Annotated in this window: 21 protein-coding genes; 8 read left to right on the forward strand and 13 right to left on the reverse strand. The window is 37.5% G+C overall.

The features are described 5' to 3' along the window. On the forward strand, positions 1–471 hold a 471-nt coding region (locus ABIL69_09995; protein MEO0124316.1), incomplete at its 5' end, for an aminotransferase class V-fold PLP-dependent enzyme. Positions 472–599: 128 nt separating this feature from the next. On the opposite strand, the gene ABIL69_10000 is transcribed toward ABIL69_09995, so the two are convergent. From ABIL69_10000 to ABIL69_10025, 6 genes are all read right to left on the reverse strand, one after another. Then, the gene (locus ABIL69_10000) at positions 600–1778 is read right to left on the reverse strand and encodes a hypothetical protein (protein MEO0124317.1); all 1179 of its coding nucleotides are present in this window, start codon (positions 1776–1778) and stop codon (positions 600–602) included. After that, a complete protein-coding gene (locus ABIL69_10005) occupies positions 1775–2977 on the reverse strand; it encodes a hypothetical protein (GenBank protein MEO0124318.1) in 1203 nt (400 codons plus the stop codon). The genes ABIL69_10000 and ABIL69_10005 overlap by 4 nt, the downstream gene beginning before the upstream one ends. A gap of 985 nt (positions 2978–3962) precedes the next feature. Beyond that, a complete protein-coding gene (locus ABIL69_10010) occupies positions 3963–4415 on the reverse strand; it encodes a phosphatidylglycerophosphatase A (GenBank protein MEO0124319.1) in 453 nt (150 codons plus the stop codon). Between the two features lie 62 nt (positions 4416–4477). After that, positions 4478–5374, reverse strand: a complete 897-nt coding sequence (gene secF / locus ABIL69_10015) for a protein translocase subunit SecF (protein MEO0124320.1) — start codon at positions 5372–5374, stop codon at positions 4478–4480. 2 nt (positions 5375–5376) lie between these two features. After that, entirely contained in the window at positions 5377–6888 is a 1512-nt protein-coding gene (gene secD / locus ABIL69_10020; GenBank protein MEO0124321.1) for a protein translocase subunit SecD, read from the reverse strand. After that, on the reverse strand, positions 6885–7595 hold the full coding sequence (locus ABIL69_10025) for a pyridoxine 5'-phosphate synthase (GenBank protein ID MEO0124322.1): 711 nt from the start codon (positions 7593–7595) through the stop codon (positions 6885–6887). Before ABIL69_10025 ends, secD begins: the two co-directional genes overlap by 4 nt. Before the next feature lie 555 nt (positions 7596–8150). Between ABIL69_10025 and ABIL69_10030 the strand changes: the two genes are divergently transcribed. Further along, positions 8151–8792 (forward strand): lactate utilization protein, encoded by a 642-nt coding sequence (locus ABIL69_10030; GenBank protein ID MEO0124323.1) that lies wholly within the window; start codon positions 8151–8153, stop codon positions 8790–8792. Positions 8793–9006: 214 nt separating this feature from the next. On the opposite strand, the gene ppdK is transcribed toward ABIL69_10030, so the two are convergent. The 6 genes from ppdK to ABIL69_10060 form a co-directional block, all read right to left on the reverse strand. After that, on the reverse strand, positions 9007–11760 hold the full coding sequence (gene ppdK, locus ABIL69_10035) for a pyruvate, phosphate dikinase (protein ID MEO0124324.1): 2754 nt from the start codon (positions 11758–11760) through the stop codon (positions 9007–9009). A gap of 10 nt (positions 11761–11770) precedes the next feature. Then, positions 11771–13084 (reverse strand): cyclic 2,3-diphosphoglycerate synthase, encoded by a 1314-nt coding sequence (locus ABIL69_10040; protein MEO0124325.1) that lies wholly within the window; start codon positions 13082–13084, stop codon positions 11771–11773. A gap of 199 nt (positions 13085–13283) precedes the next feature. After that, positions 13284–14012 (reverse strand): ABC transporter ATP-binding protein, encoded by a 729-nt coding sequence (locus tag ABIL69_10045; GenBank protein MEO0124326.1) that lies wholly within the window; start codon positions 14010–14012, stop codon positions 13284–13286. 1 nt (position 14013) lies between these two features. Continuing rightward, on the reverse strand, positions 14014–14784 hold the full coding sequence (locus tag ABIL69_10050) for an ABC transporter ATP-binding protein (protein MEO0124327.1): 771 nt from the start codon (positions 14782–14784) through the stop codon (positions 14014–14016). Further along, complete coding sequence (locus ABIL69_10055) at positions 14781–15794, reverse strand: branched-chain amino acid ABC transporter permease (protein MEO0124328.1); 1014 nt, start codon at positions 15792–15794, stop codon at positions 14781–14783. The genes ABIL69_10050 and ABIL69_10055 overlap by 4 nt, the downstream gene beginning before the upstream one ends. Continuing rightward, entirely contained in the window at positions 15791–16675 is an 885-nt protein-coding gene (locus tag ABIL69_10060) for a branched-chain amino acid ABC transporter permease (protein ID MEO0124329.1), read from the reverse strand. The genes ABIL69_10055 and ABIL69_10060 overlap by 4 nt, the downstream gene beginning before the upstream one ends. A gap of 80 nt (positions 16676–16755) precedes the next feature. Here ABIL69_10060 and ABIL69_10065 point away from each other — a divergent pair, with 80 nt between their 5' ends. The 6 genes from ABIL69_10065 to ABIL69_10090 all read left to right on the forward strand — a co-directional run bounded on the left by ABIL69_10065 (position 16756) and on the right by ABIL69_10090 (position 20953). After that, positions 16756–17697, forward strand: a complete 942-nt coding sequence (locus ABIL69_10065) for an NTP transferase domain-containing protein (GenBank protein MEO0124330.1) — start codon at positions 16756–16758, stop codon at positions 17695–17697. Then, entirely contained in the window at positions 17694–18113 is a 420-nt protein-coding gene (locus tag ABIL69_10070; GenBank protein ID MEO0124331.1) for a LytR C-terminal domain-containing protein, read from the forward strand. Before ABIL69_10065 ends, ABIL69_10070 begins: the two co-directional genes overlap by 4 nt. Continuing rightward, positions 18067–18438 carry a ribosome silencing factor gene (gene rsfS, locus ABIL69_10075; GenBank protein ID MEO0124332.1) on the forward strand — a complete coding sequence of 124 codons (372 nt, stop codon included), beginning with the start codon at positions 18067–18069 and terminating at the stop codon, positions 18436–18438. The genes ABIL69_10070 and rsfS overlap by 47 nt, the downstream gene beginning before the upstream one ends. A 1-nt stretch (position 18439) precedes the next feature. Then, complete coding sequence (argS, locus tag ABIL69_10080) at positions 18440–20011, forward strand: arginine--tRNA ligase (protein MEO0124333.1); 1572 nt, start codon at positions 18440–18442, stop codon at positions 20009–20011. 127 nt (positions 20012–20138) lie between these two features. Further along, positions 20139–20606, forward strand: coding sequence for a PTS sugar transporter subunit IIA (locus tag ABIL69_10085; protein ID MEO0124334.1), 468 nt, complete (start codon positions 20139–20141; stop codon positions 20604–20606). Positions 20607–20608: 2 nt separating this feature from the next. After that, complete coding sequence (locus tag ABIL69_10090) at positions 20609–20953, forward strand: hypothetical protein (protein MEO0124335.1); 345 nt, start codon at positions 20609–20611, stop codon at positions 20951–20953. Positions 20954–21274: 321 nt separating this feature from the next. On the opposite strand, the gene ABIL69_10095 is transcribed toward ABIL69_10090, so the two are convergent. After that, positions 21275–21424 carry a hypothetical protein gene (locus ABIL69_10095; GenBank protein MEO0124336.1) on the reverse strand — a complete coding sequence of 50 codons (150 nt, stop codon included), beginning with the start codon at positions 21422–21424 and terminating at the stop codon, positions 21275–21277. Positions 21425–21896 lie beyond the last annotated feature (472 nt).

Consider the following 21896-nt stretch of genomic DNA (forward strand, 5'->3'; position numbering starts at 1 on the left):
GTAAATAAAAGAAATTTCAAAATTTTAAAAAGGCTTCATACCGGTTGGCTCGGTGTGGACTGGAAGAGTTTTGAAAATTTTGAGACCGCTCCCCCACTCTTCAACGATGCGCGGATGTTTGAAATGGGCACAAGGAACATAATTGGATTGAGCGGATTGACTGAACATATAAAGCTCTTGCTTGAGTTCGGTTTAAGAGATGTAGAAAATAGAGTTTTAGGATTAAAAATGACATTGAGGAAGGGATTTAAGAAACTAAAAATTCCTGTGATTACGCCTGAAAAAGGACCACAATCAGGTATCATCACGATAAAGCCAGAAAATCCCAGAAAAGTATATGAATACCTGAACAAGAACAAGATAATTATCTCATTGCGTAATAATTGTTTGCGCTTTTCTCCCCATTTTTATAACACGGAAAACGAAATAGAAAGGGTTTTTGAAATATTAAAAAAATCCTTTAACTCTTAGCGAATAACGAATTTACCATACCTCGGACCGAGACAAAATTCATAGTAAAAAGAACACCGGATAAATATTTCAATTTCCATTGCACATCGCTTTTACAATAGAGATTAAGGTAATTTCGTTTTTCCGATTCACAATTCATACTTACCAACCGGGTCATAGCACCGCACCTCCATTGTCTTCATATCGTTATCCCAGGTTATCTCCTTTATTTCAACATCACTATCTCTATCTTTGTTTTTCACCTCCATCGCCTCCCGCACCGAAACCGTATCCATCGCCTTATTAAAAATAACCTGAAAATTAAGTGGCTCCAATCCCTTTTTCTTTTCTGTATGTTTGTAAATATCATTATCCTTCTCTTTATCCGCCGGGTCGGTGGAGATAACCTGGGGTGGAAGTTCAAATTCGGCTTTTGCGATTACCCAGTTTTCGCCAAAATCAAGATTCCAAAGTGGAAATGGGTTATTGACGGTGATAACGCCTTCTTGCCAGGGTGCGGTCTCTGTTTGATATGTAAAACTCCCTACCTCTGTTCGCCAATAAATTTTGTTATCCTTAACCGGAACCCGGGTAAGCGTAAGAACCTGAATTGGTGGTAAGTTTTCATCTCTATCTTCAGGCTTCAAATGATATGGCTTAACTATATCAAACTCCCAAGGAATAATAGGCCAGCGATATTTATCCCAGGTGCATGGCCAGTTAGTGCCCTCAAAAGACCAATCTAAATTTTTTAGCGATCCAACCGCCCAGGTAGACTCGTGTCTCCGTGCATATTCCTCAAAATCAGGATATCCATCTCCATCTGTGTCTTTGAGATTTGGATCAAAACCCAACCCGGGTTCAGTATCATCTCTTAAGCTATCTCTATCAATATCTAACTCAGGCTTATAACCACCTACTGGGAACCAATATTGAAAATAGTAATCTTTATGGGCATTCTCATGCAATAAAGTAGAACCAAAGTTGTCAATCGCATATACCGTAGTCATACTGTCTTGTCCTGCTCTCACTTCTACCGGAAAATCATTATCCGGTAATGCTGCGGATGGTCCTACTAATACAAAATTTGCCCCAAAGATATATCCACCATCATAAGGTAAATTCGGATGAAATCTATGATTACCAATACTCGCAGGTGTTTGGTCCCAATAATAATACCAATTTGGTATTGGCACACCATATTGCTCGTGGCCATTTTCATATCCGGCCGGGTTAAAATAATAGACTACTGGAATATGCGCCTCTTTGATTTCCCCGGCATAGAATATTAAAAAGAAAGCCCCCATAGTCAAAACAAACCTCTTCATTTCTCCTCCTTTTCAATGTAATACCTGTCCAACTCGTTTCCTAAAGGTTTGACCTTAATGCCATTTCGCCTCAGTGTGTTAGCCGCACTTATCCTTACCTCTCCATAAGAATCAGACAATGCTTGTTCAAATACTGGAATGAGAGATGAGTTAAAAGTATTATTCCTGCTCAATACATCGTTGATTGCATGGTATCTGATAAGTTTATTTTTCGAATTCAAAGCTAATGAAATAATTGTATCTATTACACTCGTATCACCAAGGTAACAGCGTGCAAGATAAATGATATCCTGCAATTCTTTATCATCGGTTTTAAAAGATTTTAAATAGGGCAAAGCATCGGGTTTCAATCTGAATTTAAATGCACCAAACAGCGGTATATGTGGTATCATACCCTCTGCATATTTCTCCCTTAAGCCACGCCAGCCGCATGCAAGACACAGACTATCTATTTGTAGAATTATCTTCGTCTTTTCTGTCTCTGAAATCATCGGATATGCGGTCACAATGTCGATTACTATATCTACCTGACTAAAATCAATATTATTTACAAGTTTACGCAACGAATTAAGAACGTATGTTAAGACTTTACGGTCTTTCACTCTTTTAACTTGTGTCCTAATTAAATCAAAATGACTGTTAATCAGAATTCCTCTCTGTGTCTCGGATTTCGCTTCCTTGGAGGATAATCCAACAGTTCCTATCACTTTTAATAACTCACTGTATGACAATGCCTTTTTTCCTAACGCACGCATTGCATGGCTTCGCACCATATCCCATAGTGTCGTATCTATCGCTATTTCTATTAGCATCTCTTTTGCCACTGGTTCCTTTGATTCACCAAGAACCGCAATAAAATCATAACCACTACTTCCAGCGGTGTATATGTATTTCTCTTTGTCCTTTTTAAACTCAATAAGTCCTTCCTGACCAAGTTGAATAAGCTTAAGGGCTTCATTACGGGCCTTCTCACTTTTTTCATTTATTTCTTTTTGTCTTTGCTCAAGCCGTTCTTTTTCTTCTTTAGATGTAGGCATCAGCGGCTGGCTTAATAACATCTCTGATTTCAATTCATGGATAGTTTTTAAACTATCGCTTGTTAGTGCGTCCTTATTGCTTCTTCCTCCAGCGAAAATAAACCCTATCGCCAGAAGGATGATAAACATCATTGCTATTTTGCTGTTTTTCTTGCTAAGCATTTATACCTCCTTTTTTAACACTGAAACACTGAAGAAATAACACTGAAACACGGAATAACACAAAAAACACTGAGGGCACTGAAAAAATCTGGGCGGATGCACTTCCTGCAAGCAAACGATACTGCAATTCCTGCAAGTCCCAAAGGGACGATACTGCAAGCAAAGCGATACTGCCTCTGTTCGCCTCCGCTCTAATCCGTCTGCAGCTAAAAATTCCTTTCATCATCTCATACCCCATCTACAAACTTAATACAACCAATTATACAAAATTCATCGCTGATGTCAAAACTAAAATTCTCAAAATTTCTTCTACTATGATGTTATATTCAAACAAACCATTAAGTCAATATGTAAAGTGTCTGAGTCATCTCCAGTTTTATTCAAATTATTTTTATCTTTTAAACAGCCAATTGGGAAATATGAAAATAACACGAGGATATAGGTGATGGGTTTACTCGGCTTTTAAATATTTGCAGACCAGTGTCTGCCACTACAGGATCTGATGCAGATTATTGCAGAGTAAACTCTGCCACTACAGTTTTTATTGCAGACCAAGGTCTGCAACTACAATAAACAATTTTTTTATAGTGGGCGAGCTTGCTCGCCTTTAGCAGAGTAAACTCTGCCACTACAGGATCTGATGCAGATTATTGCAGAGTAAACTCTGCCACTACAGATAATCATTTTACCCCGTAGTGGTCGAGCTTGCTCGACAATTTACAGCACAAACCCGTAAGTAGGTGTGCCGCAATTTAAAATGTCACTAATTTGTAGCGGTTTGACCCGTGATTTGCATCAGGGCAAGTTTATCAAACATTATCAAATTTCATCCCTTTTTAATTCTTTTGATCCATAAATGCGACCGCTACAGTGGTTATGACACATGCTCTGAAGGTTTGTCCTGCGATTATTTTATATAAAAATCATACGCAGGCTGAAGCTTGCGGCTCCGAGGTGAGGACTGATGAAAAACGGAGGAGGGCAGTTATAATTGTGGATAAACGAATTTTAAGATAATGATTATTAATGTTGTATAGATTGCTGCACCGAGGTCATCCAGCATAATGCCCCAGGCGCCAGGAAGTCTTTCCAGTTGTCTTAATGGCGGTGGTTTTATCACATCAAAAATCCTGAATAGAACAAATGCAACCACAAGTGGCAGAATTCTTTTGGGAACAAAATATAATGGTAATAGGAGTGTAGCATATTCATCTACGACTATCTTCCTTGGGTCTCTACCCCATTCTTTGACAAACTCCTGACTGATTACCAGACCCCATACAAATAAATTTATAAATACTGCCCAATAAATCAATGGAAAATCAACCAGAAGATACCAGATTATGACACTTAATACACACCCAAATGTTGCTGGAGCAATTGGTATATGACCGGTTCCCAATCCGGTGATGAAACCAATCTTTAAAATTTTAATCATCCAGTTTTAAGTAACTCAATCACTCTGCGAATGCTTTAATGATAAATTTTATTCAGCTAAACTTATTTTCTTTTTTGAGGCGATCGCGTTTCCCACTCAGTTGCCAGGGCACAGACAACGAATGTTGATGCATAAGTTCCAAATATCAAACCGAGGATTAAAGTGAATGCAAAGTCAGCTATGACAGGGCCACCAAGAAATAATAAACAGAAGAGCGTGACGATAACGAATGAACCAGTTAAGATTGTCCGCGAAAAGGTTTCATTTATACTCGCATTTATCAAATCTACAAAAGGTATGCCCCGCAATTTTTTACGATTTTCACGGACACGGTCCGATAAAACGATTGTGTCATTGATAGAATAACCAACTATGGTAAGTAACGCACCCACAATTACAATCGTGAATTCCCTGCCCGTAAGAATAAGGGCACCAATGACTATTAGAATATTATGGAAGAGAGCAAGTACCGATACTACACCAAAGCGAAAATCAAATCTGAACCAGATGTATATGCCCATTAAGAATAAGGCAACAAGAACTCCAATGGTTGTATTTCTTGTTAATTCAGCACTTATTTTTGGCTCAACTGTTTCTTTTGCCCTTAAATCTAAAGGATTATCAGCAAAGTCCTTCTGTAATTGGGCAATCACATCGTTGGCGAATTTATCCGGATCAACCTTGGTGACCGAACGGATAACAAATTCATTTGTTCCTGCAAGTTTTTGAATAGATGCCTGTTCCTGCCCGATCTTCGTAAGCGAGTTTCTGATATCACTTACTTCCAGGTGTTTTTCAAATTTTACCCATACGAGTGCGCCACCGGCGAAGTCAACACCGAGTTTCGGACCTTTTAAAAATATTAACAATAGCGAAATTATAACAAGAATGCTGGAGAAAATAAATCCATACTTTCTCCAGGACATAAATGGTAGATTTGGGTTTTTTATCAGTTCCATAATTATATCCTCAACTTTGTTACTTCAAATCTATGTGTAAAGTAATCAAGGACAGTCTTTGTTACAAAGACTGCACAGATCAGGTTGGCAATCAAACCGATAATTAGTGTAAGGGCAAAACCCCTTATCGGACCTGTGCCAAAGATATAAAGGACAATCCCGGTGATGATTGTAGTTACATTTGAATCAAATATTGCAAGCCAGGCACGGGAAAATCCCTGGGAGATTGCAGTCCTTACTGTTTTTCCAAGTCGGAGTTCTTCTCTTATCCTTTCAAAAATTAGAATATTTGCATCAACCGACATAGCAATCGTCAAAGCAATGCCGGCAATACCAGGCATTGTTAAAGTCCCACCAAATGCAGAGAGAGCGCCAACAAGCAATATGACATTTAACACAAGTGCAAAATTTGCAACCAAACCAGTTAGGGAATAATAAACAAGCATAAAAATAACAACAAAGAGAGAACCAATGAGCGATGCCCTTATCCCCTTGGTGATTGAATCCTTTCCGAGCGAAGGACCTACTGAACGCTCTTCGGCTATTTTTAATGGTGCAGGTAATGCTCCAGCCCTCAATATTATTGCAAGGTCTCTCGCCTCTTCAGCCTTAAAATTTCCTGTAATCACTGCTTTACCCTGAGGAATTCTTTCTCTAATATAAGGGGCTGATTGAACTACATCATCAAGGACAATCGCAAGCCTTTTCCCCACATTTTTACCAGTGATTGATGCAAATAATCTCGCTGCCTCTCTTTTGAATTCAATCTCAACCATCCAGGCACCAGTGTACTGGAGTTCGCTACCCTGATATGGCCTATGCTGTGCATCACGAATGGTCTCACCACTTAATTCAGGTTCTTTTTTAAGCAGATACAGCCTCTTCACTTCCTTTCCCTGATATGTTTCCTTGGGACCAAAATAGAATTGAAGTTCTTTAGGTATTATCTCTTGTGCCTGGGCAATAAGTATCTTTAATGAATCTTCATCCCGAACATCAAAACCTAAATCGCCTTCAACACCAAATAGATATGAACTGAACGGTTCTTCAAACCCCATTGTATCGCCTTTTGAAAGATATTTATCAATACTTTTTAGAACATCCTGGGTTTTATCACTCACAAGTTTGAATTCAAGATGCGCAACTTTTCGGATTATATTCAATGCCCTTTCTCTATCTACCCCGGGTAGCTGAACAAGAATCCTTGAACTCCCCTGCTTTTCTATTGTTGGTTCAAAAACCCCAAATTCATCAATACGATTTTTTACAATTTCCAGCGCTCTATCCCTTAGATCTGCTGGCTTTTCTTTCAATCCAGTGGTATCAACCTCAAGCACGAGGTGCATTCCACCTTTTAAATCAAGTCCGAGATGGATTGCCCTTTTCATTAAACTATTTTCTTCTTCTTTTGATAATTCTTTCGCAGTATAAAGCCTAAGCGTTGGATAGAGCGTGTATAATCCTGCAGCTAAAAGGATTATAACTATCGCCATTCTAAGACCAATATTTCTCATTTTGCTCCTTTTATAATATTCACCATTTCTTCAGTTGCCTGACGCAAACCGACAAAGACCGCGCGGGCAACGATTGCAAAACCAATTGAATAACTTGTTATTTCTTTTATTTTTAACAGTTGGTTGATATTTTTGTAATCAATCCCGTGACCCGCATGAACCTCAAGCCCGTATTCAAATGCCTTTTTTGCCATATTTCTTACCTTTTCTACTTCCATTATATTTTTGGGATTTTTTGAATATTCATTTGTATTTATCTCAATGTATTCTGCCTTGACCCTTAGTGCCTCATTAATCTGGTTTAAATCCGGGTCAATAAAAAGACCAACCCTAATTCCTGCATCCTTCAATCTTTGCATAAATCCGCTAAGGTCGCCTTGGAAATTTATCAGATTGAGCCCGCCCTGGGTTGTGACTTCACCTGGTGATTCCGGGACGAGTGTAATGCGGTCGGGCTTTATTGAGGTAGCAATCTGGAGCATTTCATCGGTGACAGCCATCTCCAGGTTTAATTCAGTCTTTACGACTTCCCTGAGCAATCTTAAATCCCTTTCTTTTATATGCCTTCTATCACCCCTTAAATGAACGGTTATACCATCTGCACCACCAAGTTCTGCTTCTACCGCCGCGAATACCGGGTCTGGAAATTTTTCTTTTCTTGCTTCACGAAGTGTCGCAATATGGTCAATATTGACTGAAAGTTCCATTGGGTATTATATCCAATTTGGGGGCTATGTCAATCAGGTTCTTTTTCTGAGTCTTTCTAAATTTGTTCAAATTGTTTTCAGTTCTTAAACTGGCTATTGATTATCAATGGAGTTGCCGAGTTTACTTGGCTTTTAAATATTTGCAGACCAAGGTCTGCCACTACAACAAACAATTTTTTTGTAGTGGGCGAGCTTGCTCGCCTTTAGCAGAGTAAACTCTACCACTACAGGATCTGATGCAAATTATTGCAGAGTAAACTCTGCCACTACAGTTTTTATTGCAGACCCAGGTCTGCCACTACAATAAACAATTTTTTTGTAGTGGGCGAGCTTGCTCGCCTTTAGCAGAGTAAACTCTGCCACTACAGGATCTGATGCAGATTATTGCAGAGTAAACTCTGCCACTACATATTTTAACTGTCGCAATTCAGAATGTCGCCGAAAATCCCCCTATATCCCCCTTTGAAAAAGGGGGAATTGAGAAAGGAGAAAGAAGGGGATTGAAAATTAACTACGACTTATTGACACCACAGCCAGATTTGTATATAATCCAATATGGACGAAGTGAAGAAATGGCATCAGGAAAAATTATTATTGAGGGTGGTTGACGCACTCAAAAAAAGGGATTTTAACGCAGAATATTTTCCATCAATAGAGAATATGAATGAATATATTTTGAAATCAATTCCCACAGATGCAAGCATTGGTATTGGCGGTTCAATGACGATAAGGGAACTCGGAATTATTGAAAGATTAGAGCAGCGAGGAAATAAAGTCATTCACCACTGGCAAAAGGGATTGACTGAAGAGACTGATAAAGAAGTAAGGAAGAAAGAAATGCTTGCCGATTACTATTTAACAAGTGCGAATGCAATTACAAAGAATGGAGATATTATAAATATTGATGGGATTGGAAATCGCATTGCCGCAATGATCTATGGTCCGGATAATGTTTATATTATTGCTGGATATAACAAAATCGTACCTTCAATCCACGATGGCATAAAAAGAAGCAAAGAGATCGCCGCAGTTATGAATGCAAAAAGGGTGAGTGCAAAGACACCCTGTGTCAATACGGGTATTTGTATTGACTGCAATGTGAAAGGCAGAATTTGTAGAGTAATATCAATTATTCAATTCAGACCCTGGCAGACAAATATCACGGTCCTTCTCGTTAACGAAAACCTCGGATTTTAAGCCCTACTGTGAAATGGGGGTAAAATTTCCACATTCTGCACATTTTTCTATTTCTTAAGAAACAAATAAACGGTAAAGAGATAATTGATTTATTTTCATCAGCCGAAGGGCGTCTCGCCCTGCATAGTAATTTCCGTGTGTTGAAAAAATCCCCCTTAATCGCCCTTTTTCAAAGGGGGAAAGAGGGGGATTGTATAAAATTAACAGTGATAGTTTATTTTCTTTTTCTGGTTTTTTTCGTTTTCTGCGCTTTAAACATTACATTTGCTTGGGCTGCAGAAAGACGGGCAATTGGCACCCGGAATGGAGAACAGGAGACATAATCCATACCAACCTGGTGGCAGAAATAAATTGATCTCGGGTCTCCCCCATGCTCACCACAGATACCAACTTCAAGTTCAGGTCTTGTTTTTCTCCCACGCTCGATACCGATTTTTATCAACTCACCAATCGCCTTTATATCAATGGACTGGAATGGGTCACCGGGTAGAATCTTTTTCTTTAAATAATCAGGTAAAAATCCACCAATGTCATCCCTTGAAAATCCAAATCCCATCTGGGTTAAGTCATTCGTTCCATAAGAGAAAAATTGGGCAATCTCGGCAATCTCATTTGCGACAAGGCAGGCACGCGGTATCTCAATCATTGTGCCATACATATGCTTTATTTTCTTTAAACCGAATTTCTGCAGAACTTCTTTGTATACACGCTCTACTATTACAACCTGGTCTTTTAATTCGTTGACATCACAGACAACTGGAACCATTATCTCGGGATAAGGATTTTTGCCTTCTTTTATCAATTCTGCAGCCGCCTCAAATATTGCACGGACCTGCATTTCGCTTACTTCTGGATATGTAATACCAAGACGGACTCCACGATGTCCCATCATTGGATTTGATTCATGGAGACTGTCTGCCCGCTCATTTAATTCATCAATCGTTATTTTCAATTCTTCAGCCAGTTTCTGTCTCTTTTCTGGTTCATTCGGCACAAACTCATGGAGCGGTGGGTCAAGGAGCCTTATTACTACTGGATAACCATCCATCGCCTCAAGCACACCTTTGACATCTTTTTTAACATACGGGAATAGTTCATCAAGTGCCTTACGCCTCTCTTCTTCAGTCTTTGATACGATCATCTTTCTCAATAAAAACAGGGGTTCATCAGAGCCTTTACCATAAAACATATGTTCGGTGCGCATTAGTCCAATACCCTTTGCCCCAAAATTTCTCGCCCTCTGGGCATCCGCGGGTGTATCCGCATTTGCCCTTATTCCAAGTCTTTTTACTGAATCGCAGACTTTTAAAAATTCCTGGAGTAATACATTTTCTTCTGCAGATGCGAGCATTGGCAATTGCCCTTCATAAACATTGCCTTTCGTTCCATTCAATGTGAGCCAGTCACCTTCTTTGAAGACTTTATTATCAACCCTGAGGGTTTTCTCTTCATAATCTATCTGTAACGCGCCACAGCCAACGATACAGCATTTACCCCAGCCACGGGCAACGAGTGCTGCATGCGAGGTCATACCACCACGGGCAGTGAGAATCGCCTGTGCGGCACGCATTCCATCAACATCCTCAGGATTGGTCTCTTCACGGACGAGAATTACCTTCTTACCTTGTTTTGTCCATTCCACCGCATCTTTTGAGGTAAAGACAATCTGACCGGTTGCCCCACCGGGTCCGGCAGGCAAACCCTTGGCAAGCACCTTTGCATTCATCTCTGCCTTCGGGTCAACCATTGGATGGAGTAATTCATCAAGTTGTGAAGGAGTCACCCTCATCACCGCCTCTTCTTTTGTAATCAACCTTTCCTTTAACATATCCATTGCTATCTTCACCGCTGCTGGTCCGTTTCGCTTACCAACCCTGCATTGTAACATATATAATACGCCTTTCTCAATTGTGAATTCAATATCAAGCATATCACGATAATGGCGTTCAAGTTTTCTCTGGTATTGGTAAAGTTCTCTATAGACCGCAGGCATTGCCTTTTCCAATGAGACAAGGTCTTTGTTATGCTCGCTCTTTGAATATTCGTTTACTGGTGCAGGAGTCCTGATGCCGGCAACAACATCCTCTCCCTGGGCATTGATTAGATATTCTCCATAGAATTGGTTATCACCATTTCCTGGATTTCTTGTAAATCCGACCCCAGTTGCAGAATCCTCACCCATATTTCCAAAGACCATTGCCTGCACATTGCAGGCGGTTCCCCAGTCATCAGGGATCCCCTCAATTCTTCGGTATGCAACAGCCCTCTTTCCATTCCAGGAAGCAAATACTGCCTTTATTCCACCCCATAGTTGTTCATTGTGGTCATCAGGAAAATCTTTTCCTAAAACTTCTTTGATTTTATTTTTGAATGATTTACACAGTTCTTTTAAATCATCTGCTGTTAGTTCGGTATCACTCTTATATCCCTTTTTCTTTTTCATCTCGTCCATTATCTCTTCAAGTTGTCTTCTTATACCTGAATTCTCATCCTTTGGTTCTATTCCCGCTGCCTTCTCCATCACAACATCCGAATACATCATTATCAATCTACGATAAGAGTCATAGGCAAATCTTTCATTTCCCCCACTCTGTTTTATCAATCCTGGTATAGTCTTTTCGGTCAAACCTATGTTCAATACCGTCTCCATCATTCCCGGCATTGATGCACGCGCACCTGAACGCACAGAAATTAGAAGTGGATTATCAGGGTCACCAAATCTCCTGCCCATAATCGCTTCAATCCTTTTCATTGCCTTGTCCACTTCTTTTTTCAATGTCCTGGGCAGGGTTTTTTTATTTTTATAATAATAATTGCAGACCTCGGTAGTTATTGTAAAACCAGGTGGAACCCTTATCCCAAGATTTGTCATTTCAGCAAGGTTTGCACCCTTACCACCGAGTAAATTTTTGTCTTTGGCTGAACCATCAGCCTTTTTGCCACCAAAATTATAAACCAATTTTTTCATTCTACTCCTTTCAATCATTTAATAAATCTTTTATCATTTGTTCAAGGACATTGCCCTGTTTTTCTTTTAATTCATAATTAACTTTAACTGCCGGCTTATTTATCTTTAAAAATTTACGCAAATCAACAGGGGTTCCAATAATTACAACATCCGCCACCGCCCTGTTTATACTCCTGTTCAGTTCTTCCATCTGTAATTTTGAATAACCAAGAGCCGGTATTAGATTTCCAATATGAGGGTATTTTTCATAAGCCTTTTTGATTGAACCAACGGCAAATTTTCTTGGATCAATGACTTCTTTTGCCCCATATTGTTTTGCCGCAATTAAGCCCGCACCAAAACTCATTTCACCATGGGTCAGGGTTGGACCATCTTCAATCACTAAAACTCGCTTATTTTTAATAAGGTTGGGCTTATCTACATTTATAGGAGAATATGCCTCAATTATCTTAGCATTTTTGTTTAACTTCTTTATGTTTTTCTTCAATTTTTCAATATTTTCTTTTGATGCTGAATCAACTTTATTAATTACAATTAGATTTGCCATTCTTACATTTGCTTCACCTGGGTGGTATGTTGATTCATTACCTAATCTCAAAGGATCAACCACGACTATATGAAGGTCTGGTTCATAAAATGGTAAGTCATTATTCCCTCCATCCCACACAATCACATCAGAAATCTTTTCTGCCTCTTTTAAAATCTTATGGTAATCAACCCCTGCAAATACCGTATTACCCCTTTTTATATGTGGTTCATATTCTTCTCTTTCCTCAATCGTGCAATTATATTTATCAAGGTCTTCCATTTTTGAAAAACGCTGGACCTCCTGTTTTATCAAATCTCCATAAGGCATTGGGTGTCTTACTACCGAAAATTTTACCTTGTATTTATGCAATATATCACAGACCCTTCGCGTTGTCTGACTTTTACCAGCACCAGTTCTTGCTGCACATATTGCGATAACTTTTCGGACGGACTTTAAGATTGATGACTTTGGACCGAGCAACCAGAAATCTGCACCTGCAGCCAATACTTCTGATGCCTTATGCATTACATAATTGTGTGAAATATCTGAATATGAAAAAACTACCACATCAATATCAAATTTTTTAATTAATTTTGTCAAATCTTTTTCTGAATAAATTGGTATGCCGGTAGAATAATATGGCCCAGCGAGCTCTGCTGGATATTTCCGTCCTTCAATATTCGGTATCTGGGTGGCTGTAAAACAAATAACATTATAATCACGGTTATTCCTGAAAAAGGTATTAAAATTATGAAAATCCCGTCCAGCAGCACCCATTATTAAAACCCTTCTCATTTTAGACCTCCTTCGTTTAGAAAATGCTTTAATGGCGGTTTTTTATAAATCTTAAAACCCAATAAAGGGCAAATCAGAATAATAAATGCCCTTTTACAACCAGAATCAGAAATTCAAAAATTCTTTATGGTATGGCTTAAAACCTGATAATTATATACAAAATTAGCCAAAAGTCAATGGGTTAAAAGATTTAATTTGTCTAAGCACCTAAATAGGCTTCTTTTACAATAGGATTATCATGCAAGGTCTTACCTTTCCCCTCTAAAGTGATTCTACCTGTTTCAAGAACATATGCATAGTTACAAATAGATAATGCCTTATGGGCATTTTGTTCTACAAGAAGGATACTTGTTCCCTGTTCATTGATTTCTTTTATTATTTTGAAAATTTCGTTAACAAGAATAGGTGATAAACCCATAGAAGGTTCATCCAGAATTAGAAGTTTCGGTTTTGACATCAATGCCCTTGCCATTGCCAGCATCTGTAACTCGCCACCTGACAATGTGCCTGCTGATTGAGCGAGTCTTTCCTTCAGTCTTGGAAAAGATTTAAAGACTCTTTCGGTTGTCTCCTGAATAGTTTTCTTATCTTTAATCAAATAGGCACCCATCCTTAAATTTTCATATACCGAAAGATTGGCAAATGGTTTTCTTCCTTCTGGGACATGCGCTATGCCAAGTTCAGCGATTTTATGCCCTGCCAGATTCGTAATATTTTTATTATCAAAATATATTTCACCTGAACGCGCTCTTAAAAGACCCGAAATCGTCTTTAAAGTTGTGCTCTTTCCTGCACCATTTGCACCAATAAGAGCAACTATCTCACCCTGGCATACCGTAAATGAAATATTCTGTAATGCCTGTATTGCACCATAAAAAACACTCAGGTTTTTTACCTCAAGAATTGGTTTTCCCCGCTCCAGTTCCATTTCATTCCCTTCCCAGATATGCTTCAATAACTTTTGGTTCATTCTGAATTTCCTTGGGTGGTCCCTCTGCAATCTTTTCTCCAAAATCCATTACACACACCCTCTGGCATATGGACATAACAACTTTCATCTGATGTTCTATAAGAAGTATAGTAAGATTGAAACGATCATGGATGAAATTTATCAAATCCATAAGTTTTATTGTTTCCTGGGGATTCATACCGGCTGCCGGTTCATCGAGTAAAAGCAAATCCGGATCTGTTGCGAGTGCGCGCACTATCTCCAATTTCCTCTGCTCTCCATAAGGCAGATTTCTTGCCAGTTCTCCTGCTCGAGTTTCAAGATTAAATATTGAAAGCATTTCGTAAGCCTTATCTTCTATTAAACTTTCCTGCTCCCTGAATTTTCTGTCCCTGATGATTGCTGAAAACAATCCGTATTTCACTTCTTTATGACAGGCTATTTTGACATTATCAATGACCGTTAGATTATTGAATAATCTGATGTTTTGGAATGTTCGGGCGATACCAAGGTCAACAATTTCATACGGTTTTAAACCATTGATTAACTTGTCCTTAAACATAATATCTCCTGCATCCGGAGTGTAAATACCTGTTATTAGATTGAAGACAGTGGTCTTACCAGCACCGTTAGGACCAATAAGACCGAACAGGTCATTTTTGTTAATTTCAATATCAAGTTCTGAAACTGCTTTTAGTCCGCCAAAAAATTTAGTCAAACCTTTGATTTTCAATATCGGATGAGTTATCATAATTGTTTCACATTTTGTTTTGAGCTCTTTCTTTCTTCGGGTTTAATAAATCCAAATTCCATTCCACTGCCAATACCCATTGGCTTAATCAACATTATTATAATTAAAACAAGGGGATAGATAACAAGCCGCCAATCAAGAATCTGGGGTGGAAGAACAACCCTCAATCCTTCTAAGAGAAAGGTCCAGACAATGGCTGCAATGATTGTACCCGAAATACTACCCAGACCACCGAGGACTACAATTAATAGCACATCGATAGATTTCAAAAAATCAAAATTTGATGGATGCAAAAACGAGTATAAATGGGCATAGAGAACTCCTGCGATACCGGCGAAAATTGAACCAAAAACAAATCCTATGGTTTTATATTTTGTGGTATTCACACCAACACAATCAGCAGCAATATCATCTTCACGGATTGAAATGCATGACCTGCCAATATCAGAAAAAACAAAGTTTCTAATGACAATGATTGAAATGACAAAAATTAAATAAGTAAGAGGAAAGATAGTAAATTTTGGTATGCCAAGCATACCCCGCGACCCCCCCAGTGCCGGAATGACTGCATCTGCATTGTCAAATAATACTTTCACAATAATACCAAAACCAAGTGTTGCAATGCCAAGATAATCAGATTTCAGACGGAGTATTGGTAAACCAATCAAAAAGGCAATAACTGCCACAAGTATTATTGCAGTAACAAGTCCTATGATAAAAGACAAAGCTCCCAAGCCATGAAAGGTTTTTGTAATCAGTGCTGAACAATATGCGCCAATGCCATAAAATGCTGCATGTCCCAAAGAGAATTGTCCTGTATAACCATAGATAAGATTTAATCCGAGCGCTGAAATAGTAATGATACAGGCAAATTGAATAATCTGATTCCAATATGGATTCAAAAGACCGAGTGAGATTGATGCGGTTATTATTATGAAAATTGCAATAATGATTGCTAATGCGAAAAATTTCCTGTTTGAAAATATTCGTTTCTTTGATTCAGCGTTCATACCTTTTCAATCTCTTTTTTCCCCAATATACCTGCAGGTTTTACCAGCAAAACGATTATCAGAATTGAAAATGCAAAGGCATCACGCATAGTGGAGGAGATATAGGCTGAGCACAATGTTTCAACCACACCCATAATCAGTGCACCAATCATAGCACCGGGGATTGAGCCTATCCCACCGAGCACAGCAGCGACGAATGCCTTTAGACCCGGCATAATACCCATAAATGGATGTATCTGTGGATAGGCGATACCATAAAGCACCCCACCGGCACCAGCAAGTGCAGAACCGATACCAAAGGTAACTGATATAATATAGTCAACATTAATACCCATTAACTTTGCGGTGTCCTTGTCATAGGAAACCGCCCTCATAGCCATTCCGGTCTTTGTTTTTTGAACAATAAATTGCAAGAAAACCAATAAAACGATTGATACGCCAAATACAAGTATTTGAATGTTAGATATACATACAGAACCAATTTGATATGTGCATACCTCAAATGGCCTTGGATATGCGAGATAATTCGGACCGAATACAAACTTTAAACTTGAAAAATATTCCAAAAATAATGATACGCCAATTGCAGTGATCAGGGCTGAAATACGAGGTGCATTTCTTAATGGACGGTATGCTAATTTTTCTATACTTATTCCGAGTATTGCACAACCTGCCATTGCGAAAAGAATTGCGAGAGGAAAGGGCAAATGGTATAATGCCAGGGCGTAAAAGCCGAGATAGGCACCAACCATAAAGACATCGCCGTGGGCAAAGTTAATCAACCGGACGATGCCATAGACCATTGTATATCCCAGTGCGATAAGGGCATAAACAAAACCCAATTGTAAACCATTTATCAATTGCTGAAGAAAATAAGACATTGTTGATATTATATAAAAATTTTTTTTAAAATCAACCCTGTTATATCTTGACATCCTTTAAATTTTGGATATATTTAGGCGTGGCATTACAAATCAATTCTTACTCTTTTTCTACCGTTATTCTTGCTGCAGGCATAAGTAAAAGAATGTATAGCCGTACACCCAAAATATTATATAAAATTTTGGGTAAACCAATGATTCAATATGTTGTTGATATTGCCTCCGGGTTGAATTGCAAGGAGATTATCATTGTTACTGGTAAAAACAAAAATGAAATAAAAAAAGTTCTTGGGAATAAAGTAAAATATGCTGTCCAGGAAATACCGCTCGGGACTGGCGATGCTGCCAAAAAAGGAATTGTTTTAGCAACTGAACCGAACATACTGATACTCTATGGTGATGTTCCTTTATTAAAAAAAGAAACCGTTGCTGCTATGATAAATAACCACTTCTGCAGGAATGCAGGTCTATCTGTGCTCACCTGCAAGATTGATAATCCAACTGGCTACGGCAGGATTATTCGTGACAAGTATGGAAAGTTTATTAAGATAGTTGAGCATGTTGATGCCAATGAAAAAGAGCTAAGAATAAATGAGATAAACACCGGCATCTATTTTGGTAATCGTTGGCTCATAAATGATGCCCTATCTAAGGTGAGAACAGATAATAAGCAGAAGGAGTTTTATTTAACCGATATCGTGCAATATTTTATAAAAAAGAAAAAGAAGGTTATAGGATTTCAAATCAACAATCAAGAAGAAATTCTGGGGATAAATAATAAAGCAGAACTTTCCCGGGTCAGAGAAATAATCAAAAGAACTTGGTTTAACGAATTAATGCTCAGGGGGGTTTACATTGAAGACCCGGCAACAACGAATATTGATTTGACAGTTAAAATTGGAAATTTTGTTCAGATCAGGCCTTTCACAATAATTGAGGGGAAAACCGAAATTAAAGATAATAGTATTGTTGGCCCATTTGTCTGGATTAAAGATGGCATAAAAAGGAAAATTAAGTTATGAAGAACCCGGGCAAAGTTGGTTTGATAATCTTGGTTATATTGGTCTTCCTTTTTGGTGCTTCGGTAATCTATATGCGCACAAGAGAAGACCCTGAAGAGGTTTTTAAAAAGAATAGTAATCTCAGGGTAGAAGTCCTTAATGGTTGTGGTGTTAATCGTCTGGCAATCAAGGTGAGTGATATATTAAGAGAAAAAGGATTTAATGTGGTAAAAATTGGTGATGCAGAAAAAAACTACCCAGAGACTGTAGTCGTTGAAAGGGCTGATGAAGATATGCGCAATGGAAAATATTTTGCCAGAAGGATCGGTTGTAAGAATATCGGCAAGGATGTTGATCCGGCACTTTATATTGATGTTACCATAATTATAGGTGAAGATTATAAAAAATTATTTCCCGATGTTGAAAAACGATTCTGATAAAACAGGGATTGGACTGGCAAAAAAGCTTGCCCAGATTATAAGCGATAAAAAGGGCGAAGATATAATTATATTTGATTTGAGAGACATTTCTCCAATTACTGATTTTTTTGTCATTGCTACGGGTTTATCAGATATTCATAATAAAACAATAGCTGAACATTTAAGCGAATTTGAACAACCAGAGCATATTGAAGGATTAGAAGGAGGGGGATGGATTCTGCTTGATTACATCGATGTAATTGTTCATATATTTTCAAAGGAGGCAAGAGAGTTTTATGGTCTTGAACGTTTGTGGGGCGATGCTCCCATAGTAAAAATTTAAAATGGTGCGTAGCGACATAAAGCAAATTCTCCAGAGTATTTATCCCGAAGAAACAATAATTGTTGATTATGTTCCTGCTGACAAAAAAGGTGATTATTCAACGAATCTTGCAATGCGGATTGCCCGAAAAAAATGCAATTCTCCCTTGAAGATTGCTGAAGAGATATCTAAAAAAATAAATTCACCACTTATAAGCGAAACTATTGTTTATCCGCCAGGTTTTATAAACTTTGTTTTAAACCCTTTTTATATTAAAGAAAAATTCAAGAAGACCGAAAGGTGTAATGTCGGCAATGGTTTAAGGGTAAATGTAGAATTTGTTAGTGTCAATCCTACCGGACCTATAAATATTGTCAATGGCCGTGCAGCGGCATTCGGTGATTCACTTGTCCGATTAATGAATTATGCTGGTTATAATGCGGATGCCGAATATTATATAAATGATTGTGGCAGACAGATTGACCTGCTTGCCGAAAGTATAAAACAAAGGATTAATCAAGTTTCAGGAAAAGAATTTTCTATTCCCGAGGATGGCTATCACGGCGAGTATCTCATCCCATTAGCCCGAGATTTTCTTAATGCCGGGATCACAGACATAGAAAAAATAAAGAAAGAAGCAGTTAACTATTTCCTTGTGCAACATCAAACAATGCTCAATAATTTCAGGGTAAATTTTAAGAACTGGATTCGTGAATCTGAAGTTCGAGATAAAGGATATGTTGAAAGAGTTTTACATATCTTTAAAGATAAGGGTTTGCTATTTGAGCAAGATGGTGCAACCTATTTAAAAACAACGAATTTTAATGACCCGCGCGACCGCGTTATAATAACGAAAGATGGTAGATACACATATCTTCTCCCTGATATTGCCTATCACTTAAACAAAATTGAGAGAAATTATGAACTTTTGATTACGATACTTGGACCCGACCACCTTGGACAGGTCAGCAGTCTATATGCAGGATTGAAGGCACTTGACTATAAAGAAAATATCCTTAAAATTATAATTGTGCAGGAAGTAAAATTAAAAAGGGATGGTAAATATATCCCTATGTCAAAAAGGGCTGGAACTTTCATTTCTCTGGAGGATTTACTTAATGAAATACCCGTTGATGTCAGCAGGTTCTTCTTTCTTATGCGTTCCAGTTCGCAACACCTTGATTTTGACCTTGATCTGGCAAAAAATGTATCAGAAGAAAATCCAGTTTATTATGTTCAATATGCATATGCCCGGATTATGAGCATCATAAAATTTGCCCTTGAAAAAGGTTTTGATTTAAAAAATGAAATTGACTTAGATTTGCTTAACGAAAAAGAGGAATTAGACCTGATGAAATATATACTTAGGTTTGAAGAAACGGTTGAAGATGCAGTAAAAAATTTTGAGCCATTTATGATAACTTATTATTTAATCGGTTTGGCAAAGATTTTCCACCATTTTTATCAGAAACATCGGGTGGTAAGTAATGACCACTCATTAACAATGGCAAGATTGTTTTTGATAAAAAAGACGGCGGAAACGATAAAAACAGGAATGGAATTGATTGGCTGTTCCTGTCCAGAAAGGATGTAATGGAGAAATTTCAAATGCCAAATGTCAAATGTCAAAATTTGAATGAGACATTAAGGCGGAAGAAAGTCAATAAACTTAATAAGTATTTCAAGTTGGTAAATCAAAATTTAGTTTACAAGGAGGTTAAATGAATCTTGCGAGTCTGCTTTCCAGAGATAGAATAAATCTGGAAATGAAATCAACAAAAAAAGAGGAAGTATTAAAAGACTTGGTGTATATGATAAAAAGCAAAACCGATGCCGAGTTAATTTATTCAACTTTATTAAAAAGAGAAGAGTTGGGTTCAACCGGCATTGGAAAGGGAATAGCAATTCCTCATTGTCGTTCACTTGCAGTAAGCAAATTAGAGATTGCAATTGGTAGAACTATAAAGCCAATAAATTTTAATGCCATTGATAAAAAACCGGTATCATTGTTTTTTTTAATCATTGCACCACCCCAGGACCCGGGCAATCAATATCTTATAACTCTTGGTAAGATTGTGCAGATTTCCCGTGAATTGACCAAAAACAATCTGATAAATAAACCTCAAACACCAGATGAATTTATTTCTTTAATAAATGAAATAGAAAAAAAGATTGCCAAAAAGAGGTAATTATGGGAAAAGAAATAGATATAATGCGCATACTCAAAAGACTTTTTGATTTAGATAACTTAATTGCCGATAAAGAGGCAGATAAAAAAATCGGGTTTAAAATTGATGAAGAGGTTGGGCTATTAAGTTTAAAAAAAGAAAGGGCTAGTCTTTTAAAGGAAATACCAAAGGAATATGCAGATAGTTACGAAAGAATTAAAAAGCGTTACGCACTTGCGATAGCCGAAGTTAAAAACGGTTTTTGTTTTGGATGTTTTCAACAATTGCCTACTGAAATGTTAGTTAGGAGCAATGAAATAGTCACCTGTCCTAATTGCGGGAGAATTCTATTCTGGCGTGAAGAATAAAAAATGCTAAATATTACACAAATTTAGCACAACAAAAATTATTTAAAATATTGTGAAAAAGCTATATATAGTCTATATTGTTATTTTAATTTTTTTTACCGCTAATATAATTAACTTAAAAAATCTTTCATTGATAGACTGGGATGAAGGGGTCTTTGCTTTACAGGCAAAATGGTTCGCAAGTATGGGAATGGAAGGCAAGCCATTCAATTTTCAGACCCCTCCCCTATTTCAGATTATTATTGCATTAGCCTTTAAAATATTTGGTTATAAAGCGGAAATCCTACCGCTTATATCAATTATTTTTTCCTGTCTTTCTATTTATATCGTTTTCATCTTTTCCAGAGAGATATATAATGAAACGATTGGTTTGATTGGAGTTTTTCTTTTTATTTCAACCGAATATTTTCTTTTCTTCTCTAAATCAGGTTTGAGTGATGCCACCTTCCTTTTTTTCTTTTTGACTGCCATTTATTTTTTTTATCGGACTATCGAAGACGAAAATAAATCTTCTTTTATATTATGTGGATTATTTACTTTACTTGCCTGTTATACCAAATATACGGGACCAATCCTGTTTTTGATTTATTTAATAATAAATTTTACAATTTTTAAAATTAGGACAAAATATTTTTATTTATTCACAATTGTCATTCCAATTTTACTACTATTGCCATATTTTATTATTTTTATCAAGGTAATTTCGGTAAAAGGAATTTTTTCACGACACGGAAGTTTATTAGGCGTCCATCATTTAAAGTTTTTATATTATTTAATCCGCTTCGCACCTATGGTTTTCCTTTCAGCAATTTTTTATCGGATGAGGGATAAAAATGATTATTTTATCCTGGTAATAATTTTAACATTCTTTATAATTTTAGGCTTTTATTATCCGTATTTACGGCTTGCTTATCCATTAATACCATTTTTTACCCTGTTCTCT

The organism is candidate division WOR-3 bacterium (assembly GCA_039802005.1).
Classification (GTDB): Bacteria; Hydrothermota; Tepidihabitantia; order SM23-42; family JAOAFX01; genus JAOAFX01.